The organism is Pseudoalteromonas sp. MMG010, from assembly GCF_018100905.1.
Classification (GTDB): domain Bacteria; phylum Pseudomonadota; class Gammaproteobacteria; order Enterobacterales; family Alteromonadaceae; genus Pseudoalteromonas.
In genome coordinates this window covers 1-19,207 of sequence record NZ_JAGJEG010000018.1, presented here as the reverse complement: position 1 = coordinate 19,207, position 19,207 = coordinate 1, and the positions used below count along the sequence as shown (strand labels likewise).

The 19,207-nt window shown below is 39.2% G+C and carries 14 protein-coding genes and 8 tRNA genes; 17 read left to right on the top strand and 5 right to left on the bottom strand.

Annotated elements, in window-relative coordinates; genetic code table 11:
* The first annotated feature begins 9 nt into the window (after positions 1-9).
* The 8 genes from J8L70_RS14875 (at position 10) to J8L70_RS14840 (ending at position 1,238) form a co-directional block, all read left to right on the top strand.
* Positions 10-86, top strand: a tRNA-Met gene (locus tag J8L70_RS14875).
* A gap of 148 nt (positions 87-234) precedes the next feature.
* A tRNA-Leu gene (locus J8L70_RS14870) sits at positions 235-319 on the top strand.
* A gap of 39 nt (positions 320-358) precedes the next feature.
* Positions 359-433, top strand: a tRNA-Gln gene (locus J8L70_RS14865).
* 5 nt (positions 434-438) lie between these two features.
* A tRNA-Met gene (locus J8L70_RS14860) sits at positions 439-515 on the top strand.
* A 177-nt stretch (positions 516-692) separates the two neighbouring features.
* Positions 693-777 (top strand) — tRNA-Leu (locus J8L70_RS14855).
* Positions 778-817: 40 nt separating this feature from the next.
* A tRNA-Gln gene (locus tag J8L70_RS14850) sits at positions 818-892 on the top strand.
* Positions 893-1,039: 147 nt separating this feature from the next.
* Positions 1,040-1,124 (top strand) — tRNA-Leu (locus tag J8L70_RS14845).
* 39 nt (positions 1,125-1,163) lie between these two features.
* Positions 1,164-1,238, top strand: a tRNA-Gln gene (locus tag J8L70_RS14840).
* Between the two features lie 342 nt (positions 1,239-1,580).
* On the opposite strand, the gene J8L70_RS14835 is transcribed toward J8L70_RS14840, so the two are convergent.
* Both J8L70_RS14835 and J8L70_RS14830 read right to left on the bottom strand, forming a co-directional pair.
* Positions 1,581-3,152, bottom strand: coding sequence for an EAL domain-containing protein (locus J8L70_RS14835; RefSeq protein WP_211056371.1), 1,572 nt, complete (start codon positions 3,150-3,152; stop codon positions 1,581-1,583).
* A gap of 168 nt (positions 3,153-3,320) precedes the next feature.
* Positions 3,321-4,493, bottom strand: coding sequence for an FAD-dependent monooxygenase (locus tag J8L70_RS14830; protein ID WP_211056370.1), 1,173 nt, complete (start codon positions 4,491-4,493; stop codon positions 3,321-3,323).
* A 244-nt stretch (positions 4,494-4,737) separates the two neighbouring features.
* On the opposite strand from J8L70_RS14830, the gene miaB reads away from it, so the two are divergent.
* Genes miaB through lnt form a run of 5 tightly spaced genes read left to right on the top strand, consistent with a single transcriptional unit; the run spans position 4,738 to position 10,210 of the window.
* Positions 4,738-6,186: a tRNA (N6-isopentenyl adenosine(37)-C2)-methylthiotransferase MiaB gene (miaB, locus tag J8L70_RS14825; protein ID WP_211056369.1), complete on the top strand. Its 1,449-nt coding sequence runs from the start codon at positions 4,738-4,740 to the stop codon at positions 6,184-6,186.
* 51 nt (positions 6,187-6,237) lie between these two features.
* Positions 6,238-7,296, top strand: a complete 1,059-nt coding sequence (locus tag J8L70_RS14820) for a PhoH family protein (RefSeq protein ID WP_211056368.1) — start codon at positions 6,238-6,240, stop codon at positions 7,294-7,296.
* 4 nt (positions 7,297-7,300) lie between these two features.
* Complete coding sequence (gene ybeY / locus J8L70_RS14815; RefSeq protein ID WP_211056367.1) at positions 7,301-7,759, top strand: rRNA maturation RNase YbeY; 459 nt, start codon at positions 7,301-7,303, stop codon at positions 7,757-7,759.
* Between the two features lie 23 nt (positions 7,760-7,782).
* Entirely contained in the window at positions 7,783-8,667 is an 885-nt protein-coding gene (corC, locus tag J8L70_RS14810) for a CNNM family magnesium/cobalt transport protein CorC (protein ID WP_211056366.1), read from the top strand.
* Positions 8,648-10,210 (top strand): apolipoprotein N-acyltransferase, encoded by a 1,563-nt coding sequence (lnt, locus tag J8L70_RS14805; protein ID WP_211056365.1) that lies wholly within the window; start codon positions 8,648-8,650, stop codon positions 10,208-10,210. The genes corC and lnt overlap by 20 nt, the downstream gene beginning before the upstream one ends.
* Positions 10,211-10,314: 104 nt before the next feature.
* Here lnt and J8L70_RS14800 read toward each other — a convergent pair whose 3' ends face one another.
* Positions 10,315-11,304, bottom strand: coding sequence for an RDD family protein (locus tag J8L70_RS14800; protein WP_211056364.1), 990 nt, complete (start codon positions 11,302-11,304; stop codon positions 10,315-10,317).
* Between the two features lie 48 nt (positions 11,305-11,352).
* The gene (locus tag J8L70_RS14795; protein ID WP_247664851.1) at positions 11,353-12,693 is read right to left on the bottom strand and encodes an MATE family efflux transporter; all 1,341 of its coding nucleotides are present in this window, start codon (positions 12,691-12,693) and stop codon (positions 11,353-11,355) included.
* A 157-nt stretch (positions 12,694-12,850) separates the two neighbouring features.
* On the opposite strand from J8L70_RS14795, the gene J8L70_RS14790 reads away from it, so the two are divergent.
* From J8L70_RS14790 to J8L70_RS14775, 4 genes are all read left to right on the top strand, one after another.
* A complete protein-coding gene (locus J8L70_RS14790; protein ID WP_211056363.1) occupies positions 12,851-14,428 on the top strand; it encodes a cyanophycinase in 1,578 nt (525 codons plus the stop codon).
* 280 nt (positions 14,429-14,708) lie between these two features.
* A complete protein-coding gene (locus J8L70_RS14785; RefSeq protein ID WP_211056362.1) occupies positions 14,709-16,088 on the top strand; it encodes an NAD-dependent succinate-semialdehyde dehydrogenase in 1,380 nt (459 codons plus the stop codon).
* Positions 16,089-16,306: 218 nt separating this feature from the next.
* Positions 16,307-17,509, top strand: coding sequence for a zinc metallochaperone GTPase ZigA (zigA, locus tag J8L70_RS14780; RefSeq protein WP_211056361.1), 1,203 nt, complete (start codon positions 16,307-16,309; stop codon positions 17,507-17,509).
* Positions 17,506-18,201 carry a DUF1826 domain-containing protein gene (locus tag J8L70_RS14775; RefSeq protein ID WP_211056360.1) on the top strand — a complete coding sequence of 232 codons (696 nt, stop codon included), beginning with the start codon at positions 17,506-17,508 and terminating at the stop codon, positions 18,199-18,201. The genes zigA and J8L70_RS14775 overlap by 4 nt, the downstream gene beginning before the upstream one ends.
* Positions 18,202-18,432: 231 nt before the next feature.
* Here the strand turns inward: J8L70_RS14775 and J8L70_RS14770 are convergent, their stop codons facing one another.
* A complete protein-coding gene (locus tag J8L70_RS14770) occupies positions 18,433-18,741 on the bottom strand; it encodes a hypothetical protein (RefSeq protein WP_211056359.1) in 309 nt (102 codons plus the stop codon).
* Between the last annotated feature and the right edge of the window lie 466 nt (positions 18,742-19,207).

The window sequence follows — 19,207 nt, the reverse complement described above, 5'->3', positions numbered from 1 at the left end:
AAAAAAGATGGCTAAGTAGCTCAGCTGGTTAGAGCACATCACTCATAATGATGGGGTCACAGGTTCAAATCCCGTCTTAGCCACCATTTTTTTGTTACTCAATGAAGAGTTTAAAATAACTACCATTTCTTTGATTAATTCAAAGTAATAATGCGGGAGTGGCGGAATTGGCAGTTGTCTTGAATATAGACGCTGGATTTAGATTCCAAAGCATTAAAATCCTGTATGTAATGCGCGGGAGTGGCGGAATTGGTAGACGCGCTGGATTTAGGTTCCAGTAACTTAGGTTGTGAGAGTTCAAGTCTCTCCTTCCGCACCATGTTCTTGATAAGAACTAAAATTATCAATTGTTTATTGTTGGGATATCGCCAAGCGGTAAGGCACCAGGTTTTGATCCTGGCATTCCCAGGTTCAAATCCTGGTATCCCAGCCAACAATGGCTAAGTAGCTCAGCTGGTTAGAGCACATCACTCATAATGATGGGGTCACAGGTTCAAATCCCGTCTTAGCCACCATTTCTTCTTTTAGAAGTGGCTCTGCAAGAGTTAAATTGCACTCAATGAAGAGTTTAAAATAACTACCATTTCTTTGATTAATTCAAAGTAATAATGCGGGAGTGGCGGAATTGGCGGTTGTCTTGAATATAGACGCTGGATTTAGATTCTAAAACATTAAAATCCTGTATGTAGTGCGCGGGAGTGGCGGAATTGGTAGACGCGCTGGATTTAGGTTCCAGTAACTTAGGTTGTGAGAGTTCAAGTCTCTCCTTCCGCACCATGTTCTTGATAAGAACTAAAATTATCAGCTTATTCTTTGTTGGGATATCGCCAAGCGGTAAGGCACCAGGTTTTGATCCTGGCATTCCCAGGTTCAAATCCTGGTATCCCAGCCAACTTCTTCTACCAAAGAAATGTTGATTAAGAAAGCTCTGTTAAGAGTTTAAATATAAACTTGTATGCGGGAGTGGCGGAATTGGCAGTTGTCTTGAATATAGACGCTGGATTTAGATTCTAAAACATTAAAACCCTGTATGTAATGCGCGGGAGTGGCGGAATTGGTAGACGCGCTGGATTTAGGTTCCAGTAACTTAGGTTGTGAGAGTTCAAGTCTCTCCTTCCGCACCATGTTCTTAATTAGAACTAAAACTCATCCAAATTTAGAGTTGGGATATCGCCAAGCGGTAAGGCACCAGGTTTTGATCCTGGCATTCCCAGGTTCAAATCCTGGTATCCCAGCCAATTTCTTTACTTAGTCTAGTCATACCTTCCATCATTTTATTTTTAGCTGTTTTTATAGCGATAGCTTTATTTTCCATATTCAACAAATTTATGTACGATAATATTAATTAAATAACTTTATATTACTCAAAAAATAAACGACAGCCAAACCCTCTGCTTTTACAACAGCATACCTTATATAAAACATCCCAAAATAAAACGAGTACCGGCTGATATTAAGCTTGCTTATGCCTAATCAAATTATTTAGCGGCTTTGTGTGCTAAAGCAAAAGTTCAACGACTTAAATGTTTAACGTAGTGAATCACAGCCAATGGTTAAAATTAGCTGATGTAAATCTATAACTAATTGGTATTAAGGCCCACTAACGCCTCTTCAAGCGTGATAGGTTTACTGTAGTAATAACCTTGTAAGTAATCGCAGCCTAAATTAAGTAACAATTGCTCTACTTCGCTATTTTCAACGCCTTCTGCAACCACATCACACCCTAATTGATTTGCCAAAAATACAATTGATTCTACAATTGCAAAATCAGCACTATGACTGAGCATATTCGTGACAAATGAGCGATCTATTTTAATCTGCTCAATGGGTAATTCTCGTAATAAAGATAACGATGAGAAACCGGTACCAAAATCATCAATGCTAAAATAAAAACCTTTTTTATTAAGCGTGAGTATCATTTCACGCGCGGCATCAATATTTGTCATCATGGCACTTTCGGTAATTTCAAACGTAATGTCATCACTTATCGTTGGATTAGCGTCATGTAAATCAACAATATGCTTTAAAAATACAGGGCTTTGTAAATCTTGCGCTGAAATATTTAAGTGAATCGTGCCAGTAAAACCATTTGCTTTAAAACGAGACAAATCCCTAGCAGCTTGGTTAACAACCCACTTGGTTAATAATAAAATTAAGTTGGTTTGTTCAGCGATAGGAATAAACGAATCTGGGTAAATAAAGCTGCCATCTTTTTGTGGCCAACGGATCAATGCCTCAAACCCCGACGATTGCCCTGCTTTTGCTGAACTAATGGGCTGATAATAAAGTGTAAACTCCTCCTGCTCTATGGCTGTTTTAAGTTTACTAGCTAACATCAGCGTCTCGTTTGATTTTTCACCTAAGGCCTGCGTATAAGGCACAAACAAATGTTTATTTTTCTTAGCTTCATACATGGCTAAGTCAGCATTTTTAATCAGCACATCGACATTTTCACCATCTTGCGGATAGTGACTGCCCCCAATACTTAAATTAATTAGAATTGATTGCTGACCCACTTTAAGAGGCTGAGCGATAGCTTGCTTAATTTTATTTATGCATGCTTCGTCGTTATATTGATTTTGTTGTATCAGGATAATGGCAAATTCATCCCCCCCAATTCTTGCTAGCGAAGCGGGTTGAATTAGCTGTGACTGTAGCATTTTAGCAGTGGCAATGAGCAATTGATCACCTATATGATGGCCAAAGCTGTCATTTATATATTTAAAGTTGTTTAAATCGATAAACAATACCGAGCAAGGTATGCCCCTATTAATGTAATGAGAGAGGGAGTTGAAAAACATTTTACGATTGGGCAGTGCGGTTAAACTATCGTGCTCAGCTTGGAAGCGTTGTTCTTCAAGTGTTTGCTCTATTTTTAAAATACTTGAATAACTTAATTTAGTTACCAAATAAACAAATCCACCTCCGGCGAGTAAAATACACGAAACAATATAAATTACATTGGTATTAACTATCGAGGCAATAAAGTAATAAGTAACAGCGCAATAACTAAGAATAAATAAAAAAATTAAGTTAAATAAAATATACCAAAATACATTTTCAGTTGCCCTACATATCCGTAATGTAGTCGGTAAGCTGGCCACTAAAAATAAAATACCAACAAAAATGATTACGCTAAAAAGTTCGTCCAAGATACCACCTAAATAAAATAATCCATTACATTTTAATAAACGCAAGACAACTAAAGCTATTAATAACAAAAATACAGCACAATAAACAGATTAAATAGTATTAAGTTTATCTATTTTTCTAGTTCTTTTATCTAAACCTTAAAGCGTAATCCCTCATGTTCTTAATGTTTATTTATCACCAATCGCATATTTTAAAACCCATTTTTTTAACGGTGAATTAATGTTAGCTGTTTTTAAAATGTGTCTTCGTGCCCAGCGAAGTGGACTGATAGTGTTAGAAAAACCAAAGTAGCACGCATCCATCATACTCATCATTAATAAATTAGCTTTGCGGCGCTTAGATTCATATTGTTTTAATTTAATGATACAACCAATATCATCAATCTCGTTTAATGCATCAGCCAAAGCGACGACATCTTTAAACCCTAAATTCACTCCCTGCCCTGCTAATGGGTTAATCGTATGTGCCGCATCACCAATTAAAACTAATCGTTTCGCTGAGTAGTGATTAGCATGCTGTCGGGTTAAAGGAAAAACAGCTTGGTTAATCACTTCAAAGTCACCGGCCAGTGCTGGGAACTTTGCTATGATTTGTTGTTTTAATTGCTCTGTGGTTAGTGTTTTAAGTGTAGCTAGCGTCTCAGGGTTGTCGTACCAAATTAAATTAGCATAAGGAGCTTGCATAGGTAAAAATGCAACCGGGCCTGTGGGTGTAAATTGCTGCCATGTTTTTATTTGTTGTGGCGCATCAAGTTTAATTAAAACCCCCATACACTGTTGCTGATATTGCCAGCCTTCCACCCCGATGTTGGCTTTAAGACGACATTGCGACTGGCCACCATCTGCACCGACCACTAAGTGAGCGGTATAACAGGTATCATTGTAATGCAGGGTAATGTCATCGGCTGTTTGAGTAATAGCACAGATAGCGCCTGATTGTTCTATCACCGTAATATTATGTTTTTTAAATTGTTGCCAAAGACTTGCCTGAATTAATTTGTTTTCAATTAAGTGCCCTAAATGAGACGAATTTATATCAGCGCAATCAAATAATAATCTATCATTACCTAACTCAAAGGCCTCAAGCTGTTGGTATGGGGCTATACGGTTATGGCGCAATAAATCCATGGCCCCCAATTCATCAAGTAAATTTTCAGAAAAACGATTTATTGCCGAAACACGAATATCCACCTGCTGACTTTGTAATATCTCAGTGGCATCTATTGGTTTATTTTCAATGACACTCACAAGATTACCTTGTTGCGCTAACTTTATTGCCATGGCCGAGCCAACCATGCCACCACCAACCACAATTACTTTATTTTTCATCGTTTTCATCATTTTAGGGGTTACTTCCAACTATTTTAATTGTAGCGCAATTGTATCGTTAAGTGCACGAGGGAATAGCCCACAGGCGTATAAAACCCGTTTAGATTGATTTGAAACCATAAACATGAAAACTATACTTGGATTTAGCCTTATATCCATATAAAATGTGCGTCCTTTAACTGGCCCCAATGGTCATTTAATCCTGAATTAAGCACACATTTGTGCCACTACCGAATTGAACACGAGGCTATATTCAATGAGCAAAAAGCTGCATATAAAAACCTGGGGTTGTCAGATGAACGAGTACGACTCGCAGAAGATGGCAGAACTTTTAGATGCGACAAACGGCTACCAGCTAACTGAAGAAGCCACAGAAGCAGATGTTATATTGCTTAACACCTGTTCAATTCGTGAAAAAGCACAAGAAAAAGTATTTCACCAATTAGGTCGCTGGAAATTATTAAAAGATGATAAACCAGACCTTATCATTGGTGTGGGCGGCTGTGTTGCCTCACAAGAAGGTGATTCGATTCGTCAACGTGCACCGTTTGTCGACGTTATATTTGGCCCTCAAACCTTACACCGCTTGCCAGAAATGATTAAACAAGTGCAAGGTGATAAAGGCTCATCGGTTGTTGATATTTCTTTCCCTGAAATCGAAAAGTTTGACCGCTTACCAGAGCCAAAAGCCGAAGGCCCTTCTGCTTTTGTATCGATTATGGAAGGCTGTTCTAAATACTGTACTTTTTGTGTAGTCCCTTACACACGTGGTGAAGAAGTTAGTCGTCCGTTAGATGACGTACTATTAGAAGTTGCTCAATTGGCAGAGCAAGGCGTGCGTGAAGTTAACTTACTCGGACAAAACGTAAATGCCTATCGCGGCGAAACACACGAAGAAGAAATTTGCTATTTCTCTGATTTAATTCGTTATGTAGCTGCCATTGATGGTATTGACCGTATTCGTTACACCACTTCGCATCCGGTAGAATTTACACCAGATATCATCGAAGCTTATGCTGATGTACCTGAGTTAGTTGATCACCTGCATTTACCGGTTCAAAGTGGCTCAGATCGTATCTTAAATTTAATGAAACGTGGCCATACAGCGATTGAATACAAGTCGACAATTCGTAAACTACGTAAGATTCGTCCTAATTTAAGCATGTCATCTGATTTTATCATTGGTTTCCCTGGTGAAAGCAAAATGGACTTCGAAGCAACGATGAACCTAATCAATGATATTGGTTTTGACATGAGCTTTAGCTTTATTTATAGCGCACGTCCTGGTACACCAGCTGCCGATTTACCAGATGATGTAACCGAACAAGAGAAAAAAGAACGTCTTTACTTATTGCAAAACCGTATTACACAAATGGCACAACAAATTAGTCGTCAAATGTTTGATACCGAGCAACGTATTTTAGTCGAAGGCCCTTCTAAGAAAAATCCAATGGAATTACGAGGCCGTACCGAAAATAACCGTGTTGTTAATTTTGTCGGGCCACATACAGTGATCGGACAGTTTGTTGATGTACGTATTACTGAAGCATTGCCTAATTCTTTACGTGGTGAGCTAATTCGTACAGAATCACAAATGAACTTGCGCCGTGACATTGCTCCAGCAGCAATATTATCTAAAGCTGCAAATAATGATACAAAAGCAGAAAGCGCCAATGAAATTGGTGTAGCAACGTTTGTACCTTAGCCAAAATACAACGCGCCAGTTTACGCTGGCGCAATGCAATAGGAAGTAATTTTGAGTAATCAATTAAAAACATTAGAGATTTATTTAGAACCTGCCGATAACAAACGCCTTTCTTCTTTATGTGGTCCGTTTGATGAAAACATCAAACAAATTGAACGCCGATTAGGTGTCGAAATTATTCACCGTGAAAACTTTTTTAAAGTAACCGGAAAGCTCATTAGTAGTACCGCAGCGGTAGAAATCTTAAAAAATCTTTATATTGATACTCAACCAGTACGTGGTGAAATCGGCGAAATAGAACCCGACAACGTACACCTAGCCATTAGTGAATCAAAAGCCCTAGAGCAAGATACCGCTAGCGGTGCTTATGGCAAAGAAATGGTCATTAAAACACGTCGAGGCGTTATAAAACCACGTAACGACAACCAAGGCGCTTATGTTGCTAACATTCTGCATCATGATATTACTTTTGGTATTGGCCCTGCCGGTACAGGTAAAACCTACCTTGCGGTTGCCGCGGCTGTTGATGCACTCGAACGCCAAGAAATTCGTCGTATTTTGTTAACCCGCCCAGCGGTTGAAGCCGGTGAAAAACTGGGGTTTTTACCTGGTGATTTAAGCCAAAAAATAGACCCATACCTGCGCCCTCTTTACGATGCGCTATTTGAAATGCTGGGTTTTGAACGTGTAGAAAAGCTCATCGAAAAAAATATTATCGAAGTGGCTCCCCTAGCATATATGCGTGGTCGTACTCTTAACGATGCCTTTATTATTTTAGATGAAAGCCAAAATACCACTGCAGAACAAATGAAAATGTTTTTAACGCGTATAGGCTTTAATTCTAAAGCGGTGATCACCGGTGATATTACACAGGTAGATTTACCCCGAGGTGCGCGTTCAGGTCTTCGCCACGCTATACAAGTACTCGATGGGGTTGATGAAATAAGCTTTAACTTTTTTAAAGCGCACGACGTTGTTCGCCATCCTGTCGTTGCACGAATCGTTGAAGCGTATGAACGTAACGATGAAAGTGAGCGCTTAAAACGGATAGAAAAACAAAAAGAAAAAGACTTACTCGCCGCACAGGCTCAATCTTCGACTAAAGAGTAATACAGTGAGCACTGAACTTGATTTACAAATAGCGTGTGAGTTTGAAAACTTACCAAGCCACGAACAGTTTCAACTATGGGCAGATAAAGCCCTTAGCCAATACCGAGATGAATCTGAGCTCAGTATTGTCATTAGTGATGAAGCGCAATCGCAACAGCTTAATAACGACTATCGCGGTAAAAACAAACCGACAAACGTATTGTCGTTTGAATTTGAAGCACCAGCAGGCATTGAGCTGCCATTAGTCGGTGATTTAATTATTTGTCCAGCTATTGTATTAGCCGAAGCAAATGAGCAAGAAAAAACATTTCATGAGCACTTTGCTCATATGGTTATCCATGGATGCTTGCATTTACTTGGTTTTGACCATATAAAGGATGAAGATGCTTTTGAAATGGAAAGTATAGAAAAGCAATTACTTGCCGAACTTGGCATCGCCGACCCATATCGGGACGATATTTAAAATTAACGGAGCATTTAGACGCAATGAGCGACGATAACTCGCAAACTAGCCAGGGTTCTTCTGGCAAGAGCTGGCTGGGAAGAATAACTCAGCTATTGCAAGGGGAACCCCAGAATAGAGAAGAGCTGGTTGAAGTAATTGCCGACGCGCAAGAGCGAGAGCTAATTAATCCCGAAACCAAAGAAATGATGGAAGGCGTATTAAGCGTATCTGAATTAAAAGTACGCGATATTATGATCCCTCGTTCGCAAATGGTGACACTTGAAATAGATAGCCCGCTTGAAGAGCTTATTCCGATGATGGTCGACTCCACACACTCACGTTTTCCCGTTGTGTGCGAAGACAAAGATCACGTAGAAGGAATACTACTTGCTAAAGATTTATTGCCACTTATCTTAAATAAAGATGAGCACTTACCTTCATTACGTGATTATTTACGCCCCTCTATGGTTGTGCCTGAAAGTAAACGCGTCGATACCTTACTTAATGAGTTTCGCCAACAGCGTTACCATATGGCGATTGTCATTGATGAATACGGCGGTGTATCAGGATTAGTCACCATCGAAGATATTCTTGAAACCATTGTTGGCGAAATAGAAGACGAACACGATGAAGAAGAAGGCCAACAAGATATTCGCCAACTTGCTAAACACGTTTATGTAGTACAAGCATTAACCCCTGTTGACGATTTTAACGAATATTTTACCACCGGCTACAGTACCGATGAAGCCGATACAATCGGTGGTATTGTTATTCATGCCTTTGGTCACATGCCAAGCCGCGGCGAAACCATTGAGATAGACGGTTATCAATTTAAAGTAACAAACTCTGATAATCGCCGTATTTTGCAAGTGCAAGTCACCGTACCAAAGGTTGATGATAGCGACAGTGAAGAAACTGCTAACTAAACTAACTTGTATAGCAAAAGATAAAAAAGCATGGCTCGCACTGATTGCGGGCCTTGTTTTAACTTTTGGCTACGCGCCTTTCGAATTATGGCTAACTCCATTTTTTAGCCTAGCCTTACTGTTTTATTGCTTAACGCCTAACAACACCGCCCCCTTATCAGCAAAACGTGCCGCTAAATATGGCTTTATATTTGGTTTAGGCTGGTTTGGCGCTGGAATAAGTTGGGTCCATGTTTCTATTGCTACTTTTGGCGGTATGCCACTTATTGCTTCGCTTTCTATAATGGCGTTGTTGTGTGCATATTTATCTTTATTTCCTGCTTTTGCTTGCTGGCTCAGTACGCGCTTAGCAAATGGTCCTTATTCTTTTTGTGCATTATTAGTGAGTGGTTTTGCTGTTAGTGAGTATTTACGCGGCATTTTACTTACAGGCTTTCCTTGGTTAAGTTTTGGTTATACGCAAACCGATGGTCCATTACGGATTCTTGCTCCTTATATTGGAGAATTTGGCTTAACACTCAGTTGTATTATTATCGGTTTTTCACTGTATCGCCTCAGTAAAAAAGACATTAAACCACTGTTGTTCTCTGCCATATCTTTAACCTTACTTATTGTTGCAGCTAACAATACCGGAACTAATCAATACTCAAATAAAACCATGTCAACCTTACTGGTACAAGGCAATATAAAACAGCACTTACGTTTTGAGCCCAGTGAATTTTGGACCACAATGAGTAAGTACCAAGATTTAACGCGCCCACATTGGGATGTAGACCTTGTTGTATGGCCCGAAGCAGCAGTCCCCGAAATAGAAGCCCTCGCAGACACCTACTTAATTGGCTTAGATAGCGCGGCATCGTTTAACAAAACAGCATTAGTCACGGGTGTGGTCGATTATCAATTTGATACCAAAGCTATTTTTAATACCTTAATTGTACTGGGTAATAAAGATAACAACGACGAACACGGGCAGTATCATTATTTGCATAAAAACCGATACCAAAAACATCAGCTGTTACCCATTGGTGAATTTGTGCCTTTTCAGGATGTATTACGCCACATAGCTCCTTTATTTGATTTACCTATGTCATCGTTTACACGTGGCGATAAAGTACAAAATAACTTACGCGCTAATGGCTTTAATATACTCCCCGCCATTTGCTATGAAATTGCCTTTGCAGATTTAGTACGCGGTAACTATAAAAGTGAATCAGATTTACTCTTTACCGTGAGTAACGATGCCTGGTTTGGCGATTCAATTGGCCCTCATCAACATATGCAAATAGCACGAATGCGAGCGCTCGAACTTCAACGTCCGCTTATACGTGTTACCAATAATGGGATCAGCGCAGTGTATGACCCCATCAGCCACACTCAACAAACGATGCCTCAATTTAAAGCCACCACCATGAAAGCCAACATAAAGCTAATTAAGGGCGATAGTGTATACAGCCAATATGGTAATGGCCCTGTATGGGTATGGGTATTAATAATGGCTATCGCAGGTATAGCCACAAAAGTAAGAGCAAAGATTAACCGTTAAATGGTTAATCTTTGCTAAAACATAAAATCATATCTTTAATCGTTTTATAGGTTTAATACGCAAATAGATAAACGATAGCCCCCTACGCGTTTTAAAATATAGTATTAATCGTGCACTGCTTTTTCTATTGTTTCTTCATTAACGATTTGATCCACACTGCCTTTTATAACCACCGTTGCCGATATTTTATCTTGGATGGCTTGCCTATTAGGATCCCAATAAATTTGAAAAAAACCGAGTAAACCAGTAGCAAAACCAGCGCCATAACCCCCGTAACGCACAAACGAATCGAATAAATTAAGTTTACCGCCTTTTAATAAAACCACTCTAATGTTACATAATTTTTTGCCCGGGGTTTGCCCGTTCCATAATAATGAAAACAAAGTAAAGTAAATCGCAGCCCAGCCAAAACCAAGGCCTAAATCTTCTATAATCCCCTTGCCCCAAGCTAAAATGCTGTTTGGTTTTTGTGTTGTTTCGTATTGAGTCTCAAAAGGCGCGTGTTGTTGTGTGTCAGTAAGCTCGACAAAACCCAACAATAATATTTGGCTCATACCTACATTATCAGTGTCGACTAAATCATTGAGTTTAGGTACATCTGCAATAAGCTGGGCAAGCCGCGCTACTTCGCAGCTTTCATCACAGGCTTGCTGCGTTTCACCTTCAAGTAGGTAATCCTTTATTAATTGTTTTTCTGCTACGTTAAACGCTAAGCTTTGTGATTCACTATCAGCGCCATTATTGCCCTCTAAATAATCAATGGCAAAGCTAAGTAAAAGCAAAGAGCTAACAAATAAGAAGCTCGCAGCTGTAAATTTTAATGCTCTGCGCCCTATCGTCGACATTGCAGGTAAATGCTTTTGCGCTGTGCCTCTATAAAAAGCCAATGCCGCAAAAAATGCGATAATAGCGGCACTTATTTTCGCGGCTAAAAATATTAATGTTACATCAATAATAATAGCCAAAGCGCGCCGAGCAGGACTTGCTAAGGGTAAACCCAGTAGCGCTTGATCTATTTTAAACGCGTAAGGGGTAACAATATCGCGCGTTTCAGCACGTGATAAGTCGAGTTTTTCAATGTCTTTAGCTTGCATGACCGGTTATCAATCCTTAAATATTTAGAGTCTTGGTTTTTTTATTAATTATGTAAATTTTAAGTGTTTTTTAAACTCATTGCGTAAAAACAAAAAGCTAATAATTGCTTGTACCGCCACTGAAAATACCGATACATACCATAAATCGGCCAACAAAAAAGTGTCTACCTGATTAAGCCACAGCGCAATACTGGCAAATAATAAAATACGAATAGCGGTACTGTATAAACCCGGTAGTGTATTACCAAGTGATTGGAACATGCCTGAACACGAAAAAATCACCCCTGTCGGAATAAAGTTTAAACAAATGATACTTAAAAATGACGCAGCCACTAAAAGCACTCCCGTATCTTTTGAAAAGCTATTAATTAATACCCAAGGAGAAAACAAACACACCATTGTTAAAATTGCCATTAACACGGTTGTCATTAAACTGGTGTAAAAAAAGGTGTCGCGCACCCGTGAATACTGTTTAGCACCATAGTTTTGTCCTGCCACCGCAGGGGCTGCAAAGGCAATAGCCATAGCCGGTAAAAAAAGTGATTGCATTATACGCGAGCCTAACCCAAACCCAGCTTGTGCTTCAGGGCCAAAACGCTGGATAAGCCAATATATTAACGACATATACATAAACATTAAGAAAAATTCGCCACCAGCAGGGAGCCCAATAACAAATAAACGCTTTATTTGCGTCATATTAACTGGCCATAACTGAGTATCTAAGGTGATATATTTTTCGGCCTTGGCAAAATAAACACACAACATAATAATTGCAGAAAAAACTGAAATAGAGCTCGCTAACCCAGCACCGGCAACGCCCATTGCGGCCCCTGTCCCCCACCCGGTAATTAAAATAGGCGACAAAATAATATTAATAATAATTGAAAAAGCTTGCACTAACATTGTGGGTTTAACTATCCCTGTACCTCTCAGTGCAGCACTAATAGCCACTAAAGGAAATTGCAAAGCCATACAGGGTAAAAACCAGTATAAATAACGCTTACCTTGGTATATCGTCGCAGCATCATCCGAAATATTATGTAAGTACCAATCGGTCCCTATATAACCAAACACTAACACCAGCAATGCCATAACACTGGCTAGCATTAAGCTTTGATTAAATATCGTATTGGCATCTTGTTTATCTTTTCGTCCAACGGCCTGTGCAATTAATGCAGCCGTACTGACATTAAGCACCTGAGTTAACGCAAAAATTAAAAACATTGCGTTACCAGCCAAGCTTAAGCCCGCTAAAGCATTAGCCCCTAATTTTCCAACAAAATATAAATCGACTAAAAAGTAGAGGGTTTGGATCACCATGCCTATCATGATAGGAAGAGCCATTACAATTAAGTGTTTAGCGATAGAGCCTTTGGTGAGGTCGTGCATTTTTATGTCTTATTTAATGATTAAGTAATGATAATATCAATCAACGAACAAAATACCAGCGATTAAACAGGTATTATCTAATTGATTTTTCACACTTGTTGTTATTTATATAATAGTTAACAATACGCATCTTAATAACATGTTCCTAAGGTTAAAAATGCCGCTTAAAGTCCCTTCTTTTGCCGCCCAAATGGGCCGTATATGCTTGTTTTATGCTTCTGTTATGATGACTCACAGTGCCAATGCAACTAATGCTGAACAAACAATTATTGTTATGGGTACAGATATAACAACCTGTAGCAATTTAACTCCTGAATTTTGTAATGAACAAGCAAAGTTCACGCATGAGCAAACCGAGCAATATAAACTAACCCAAGGCGCAATTAAAACCTTACAAACGCATTGGCCATCGGCTAATAAAAACCATAAACAAGACACCGTAAAAAACTTAACCGTGTTATTAAATTCACACCCTCAAAAACTCACTAAGCGCGAACTTTTATGGGCATGGCGCGATATTGCTAGCTTTCAAATGAGTGAGTTAACCGAAGAGGAGTTTAACTATGTCATAAACATGCTACAAATACCCAATGCTATAACGAAAAACACGCTAGAAGTAGCAAGCAAACATAGTTTATCCGATCAAACCTGGCTTAATGATTCTATCGACTTTATTAAAGCAAGCTTACAAGTAAAAAGTGCAAAGCCCACTTTATTATTTATTACCAGCGCCCAGCAAGACCCTTACCAACCTGTGCGCTATTATCAAAGCGTATTGGCACAAGCCGGCATTAATGCTCAATGGCTTGCACTCACTCCGGCATTAGTTACTGCATTAAATAATGGTCAGTGCGAAAACCTTGATACATACAGAAATAAAACAATGGCGCTTTATAACCGCGAAACGGTTTACCCTGAGCATACACGCGCCGAATATGCGCTGTGCAAACAAGGAGTTGACACACTACTTGAGCAGATAACACAAAGTACAGGCGTACTGCTATTAGGCTCAAACAATGACAATGTATTACGTAAAAGTTTATTTGATAAACACGATAACGCTTATCCATGGAGCCAACAAATAGCGAATGCAGAAGTATTAATAACAACCGGAAACAGTGCCGATTTACTTGCAAGCCACCAGCTAACCAAAGTTATCTCAAACCAAGAAACACCACAGTTAAAAGCGGGATTAAATGCCTTTAGTTATGGCTTTTTAACCAGCCAGTTTAGCGAACAAAATAAAACCGCACTGTATACCCAAGCATTAAATACAAACAAAGTAAGTCGTGTATTAGGTGTTGATGATAACACCAGTTTGGTGGTTATAAAGTCAGCTCAAGGTAATGTGTTAACCGTACTTGGAGAGCGCGGCGTCGTGTATCTAACAACCACCGAACAGCAACAATACCGTTATTCATATTGGCCTAGTAAAACCGTTTTGCAGCCCCATGCTTCGGCATTTAAATTAAGCAAGCGTAGTATCGATAATGCCTTAGGAAATATAAAGATTCCGCCGTTACCATCACAGCGTTTTAAAAATATATTAAGTGATAGCCGCTTGCGCTCGTTAACTCAAGCCATGTGTTTAAGCCAAGAAAAAACCACCTTAGGACAGCATAAAAACCAATTAGTCACAATAAGTGCAACAAACAGCACGGCTTACTACCGCATTAATAGCAGCCCCTATGGCTGCGCAATAGAAAACCTAACATTAAACTTAACTAATAATTAAGGCCCTTATGTGGCATTGAATTTTGTCGATGCCACCTCTAGTTTATTTTTTACTTGGGCTAAACAGTTAAATGCTCACTGCTGAGGATAAAAACAACCAAGCCTGTAAATATTGCATAGCCTGCGCGTTATTTACTCTTTTTAAAATATAAAAAATTATATCTATTACGTAAAAATAAAAATTAACTAAACAAAATCAAGGTATTAAAAACAAAGTTAAATAAATACAGACTGGTTATTAATTTGCACTATCACCTACATCTTAAAGTAAGGAGATAATAATGAGTAATACAGTCAGTACGATTAATCCCACAAACGAGCAAACACTTGCTAACTACACATTACTTTCGCAACAAGACGCTGAGCACATCATTGAACAATCTCACGATACATTTTTAAAATGGCGCCTTACCTCTTTCACTGAACGTGCGACCTACTTAAATAAACTCGCTTCATTATTTGAACAAAACAAACACGATCTAGCCAAGCTAATGACCGAAGAAATGGGCAAGCTATACCAACAAGGTATACAAGAAGTCGAACTTTGTGCCGAAATATGCCGTTATAGTGCACAAAATGGGGCGCGTGTATTAAGCGATGAACAACGAGAGATGCAAAACGGACGTGCTATCATTAGTTATCAACCTACGGGCGTTTTATTAGGGATACAACCTTGGAATTTTCCGCTTTATCAAGTTATTCGTTATAGCGCTGCCAATATCATGGCAGGTAACACAACCGTGTTAAAACACGCCGGTAATGTATTTGGTATGGCCGAAAAAATAGAAGCATTGTTTTTAGAAGCAGGTTTCCCTAAATATTGTTTTAACAACTTACTTATTGATGGCAAAACTGCCAGTGCATTAATCAGCCATAAAGCAATTAGTGGCGTTACATTTACAGGTAGCGACACAACAGGTAAAAAAGTAGCCGAGGAAGCGGCTAAGTACGTTAAAAAAACCGTGCTTGAACTGGGAAGTAACGATGCTTACATTGTACTTGATGACGCCGATTTAGAACTTGCCGTTAAAACATGCCTACAAGGCAGAATGATCAATAATGGCGAAACCTGCGTATCGGCAAAACGCTTTGTTGTGGTTGAGTCTTTATATGAGCGCTTTAAACAGCAAATGAAAAGCCAGCTAGAAGCCATGAAAATGGGAGATCCGATGGATGACACTACCGATCTTGGCCCAATGGCGCGTGAAGATCTACGCGATGGCATTCACAAACAGGTAAAAGAATCGGTTAAAGCGGGTGCCAGCATAGTTACCGGAGGCGAAATCCCAAATAAACCCGGATTTTACTACCCCCCTACTTTATTAGAAGATGTATCACCGGGTATGCCAGCCTACGACGATGAACTGTTTGGCCCGGTTGCCTCACTTATTAAAGCCACAGACAACGACGATGCAATGAGAATCGCCAATGATTCACGCTATGGCTTAGGCGGTGGCATATTTTCAAAAAATGAAGACAAAGCCATAGAGCTAGCCATTAAATACTTTAATACCGGTATGATCAATATTAATGGCTATGGCCTAGCCCAACCAAACCTGCCCTTTGGCGGCGTAAAAGAAAGTGGCTACGGACGAGAGCATGGTGGATTTGGCATGCGCGAATTTGTAAATATTAAATGCGTAATGATAAACAGCCAATAGCTTTACCTATATTTTAACTAATGTAAAAAGCCTAAAGTGACAGCCACTTTAGGCTTTTTACGACAATAAAACACAACCTTTTTATTCATTATTTTTATACCGCACAGGCACTTTCCCTTTTAACATCGCCCTGCTCTTTAATACTTTATAAGAACACTGGAAAATGCAATTGATACAATATAACATATCTATAAATATAAATGAGTAAGATAAATTAAATGATAAATAAACTGCCCGTCACAGTGTTATCAGGTTTTTTAGGGGCTGGTAAAACCACCGTCCTTAGCCATATTTTAAATAACCGACAAGATAAAAAAGTAGCTGTTATCGTCAACGATATGAGCGATATCAACATCGATGCTGGCACAATAAAAAACGATGTATCGTTAAATCATAGCAACGAAAAACTGGTAGAAATGAGTAATGGCTGTATTTGTTGCACCCTCAGAGAAGATTTACTTATTGAGGTAAGTAAGCTTGCCAAAGAAGGTCGCTTTGATTATCTAGTAATAGAATCAACCGGTATTTCTGAGCCTTTACCCGTTGCCGAAACCTTTACCTTTGCCGACGAAAATGGCGTATCTCTTGGTGATGTTGCCACCTTAGACACCATGGTGACGGTTGTTGATGCCGTTAATTTTTTAAACGACTACGAACAAGCAAACGATTTACAAGCCACTGGCGAGTCGTTAGGTGAAGAAGACGAGCGAAGCGTTACCGACCTGCTAATTGATCAAGTTGAATTTGCCGATGTTATTTTAATCAGTAAAACTGATTTAGTCACAACCGAGCAATTAAACACCCTCACCGCTATTTTAAATACCCTTAATACACAAGCCGAAATTATTCCTATATCGGCTGGTAATATCGATATAAATAAAGTACTTAACACCGGATTATTCGATTTTGAGCAAGCAAAACTTGCCCCAGGTTGGCTAAAAGAAATGCGCGGAGAGCACATTCCCGAGACGCAAGAATACGGTATTAGCAGTTTTAATTACACGGCTCATCGCCCCTTCGATCCCGAAAAGTTTTATAACTTTCTGCACGGAACAGAACAATTTGGCAAGCTTATTCGCTCAAAAGGCTATTTTTGGTTAGCGACCCGCCCGCAATTTTGCGGCCAATGGAATCAAGCCGGAGGGATTGCTCACTACGGCTTTGCTGGCATGTTTTACAAAGCCATTCCTAAAAAGGATTGGCCAACCGAGCCTGAATTACTGGCCGATATACAAAGCAAATGGGTAGAACCCTTTGGTGATATGCGCCAAGAGCTAGTTTTTATTGGTCAATCACTCAATCAACACGCCATGATTACCGCCCTTAATGATTGCCTACTGCCCGAAGATGCCGTCCTAAAAGGTAAAGACTTTTGGCGCACCTACCACGACCCATTTCCAATTTGGGAGGAAGAGTCATGAATGCTAATGCCCTTGCACCTTTAGGTAACACAATGCAGCCAACAAAACCGCTAATACGAAAAGCTGCCCAAGCAGACAGCGCCCATGTATTAAGCGATATTTACAATGAAAACGTTAATATTGTTATATGGCAGCGTGCACTGGCCGAAAAATTAGCCGCGTCAGTGAGCTCACTAATTGCTACAAATAGCATAAAAGATTTAGAGCTTGCTGTGACTCCCGACGATGCTTTTGAAAAATTAACCACTGCGTTAAAAATTAACGACACAAATCGAGACTCAATTCATACGTTGTGCACCGATATTGCTTTATTAGTGGATATGTTTTGCTGCCTGTTTGAATTAAAGCGCGCAGGCTTAAGGTTAACCTTATTAACGCGTCCAATGTGCCCTCGTTTTCATGTTGACCGTATACCATGTCGGTTAGTGACAACATATCAAGGTGTGGCAACTCAATGGCTTGAGCACAATGAAGTCGAACGCTCAAAACTCGGAGCCGGTAATTTGGGTAAACCCGATGAAAGCTCTGGATTATTTAAAAGCATAAGTAACATTAAACAGCTAAAACAAGGTGACATCGCCTTACTTAAAGGCGAATATTGGGATGACAATGAAGGTGCGGGATTAGTGCATCGCTCGCCGCCTGTTGAATCAAACGAGCAACGCTTACTACTCACTCTCGACTTTATTTAAACACCCACTAAGCGGGCAAAAACTAACGTAACACCCGCTTACGTTTTATCTATTTAACCTAACAAACCATCTTACTTATTATCGCTTTTAAACGACTTTAATACAGAGTTTATACTCATTTTTGGCATGAAAAACAGTTGCTTGAAAAACCGTTACCCAAAACTATTACATTAACTAAAAGCAACAACAAACCATTGCCCTTGCTTTTAGTTAAGCCGTAAATGTTATGCGTTATTCATCAACCCGAGTATATTTGTATTCACACGATACAACCGCAGCGCACAGGCCACTAAAAGCAAGTAAAGCAACCGAACAAGCCACACCCCACATCGAAATCATAATCGCTGAAATACCATTACTTTGAAGTATCGCGCCATTGCCAAGCGACATATTACTACCTAAGCCACTCATAAGACCAATAATGCCCACAATAACAGTGACCACCAAAAAAGCGTAACTCAAAAAAGCAAGAACGCGAGAAGCAAATAATAAACCTTTAAGGTTTTCTGTTTTTATTTTTGCATAGGGATACAACTTCATAATAATCCTTTAATTTTATTTTTTACGGTATATAAATCGTTGATTAACAATATAAAAAAAACACTTTTAAAATGTATCACAACCATTCACTTGTTTGCTAGTAACGACTTATAAAAGTAATAGAGCGTTTTACATAAATTCAAACGACTATATATCACCCAATAGGGTTTTAAGTATAAGTTAGCATTAATCTAGAAGTTTAGAACTGTCTAGTGAATAGAGAATAAACTAGACACCCACTTTAATTAAACTAATGAATAAACTAGACACCCACTTTAATTAAACTAACAAAGCTGCACCATTAAACTTGCTATTCATGTTCAGAATTAACCTTTTAATATTGGGGTAGTTTCATTTCATGTTTTAAATAAGTCATTAGCATGCTTATACCTGAATTACACGCATGAGAATAACTGAAGAATTTCAGTTTCACTTTTTCTGAATGGTTTTTAATTTATGCGAGTAG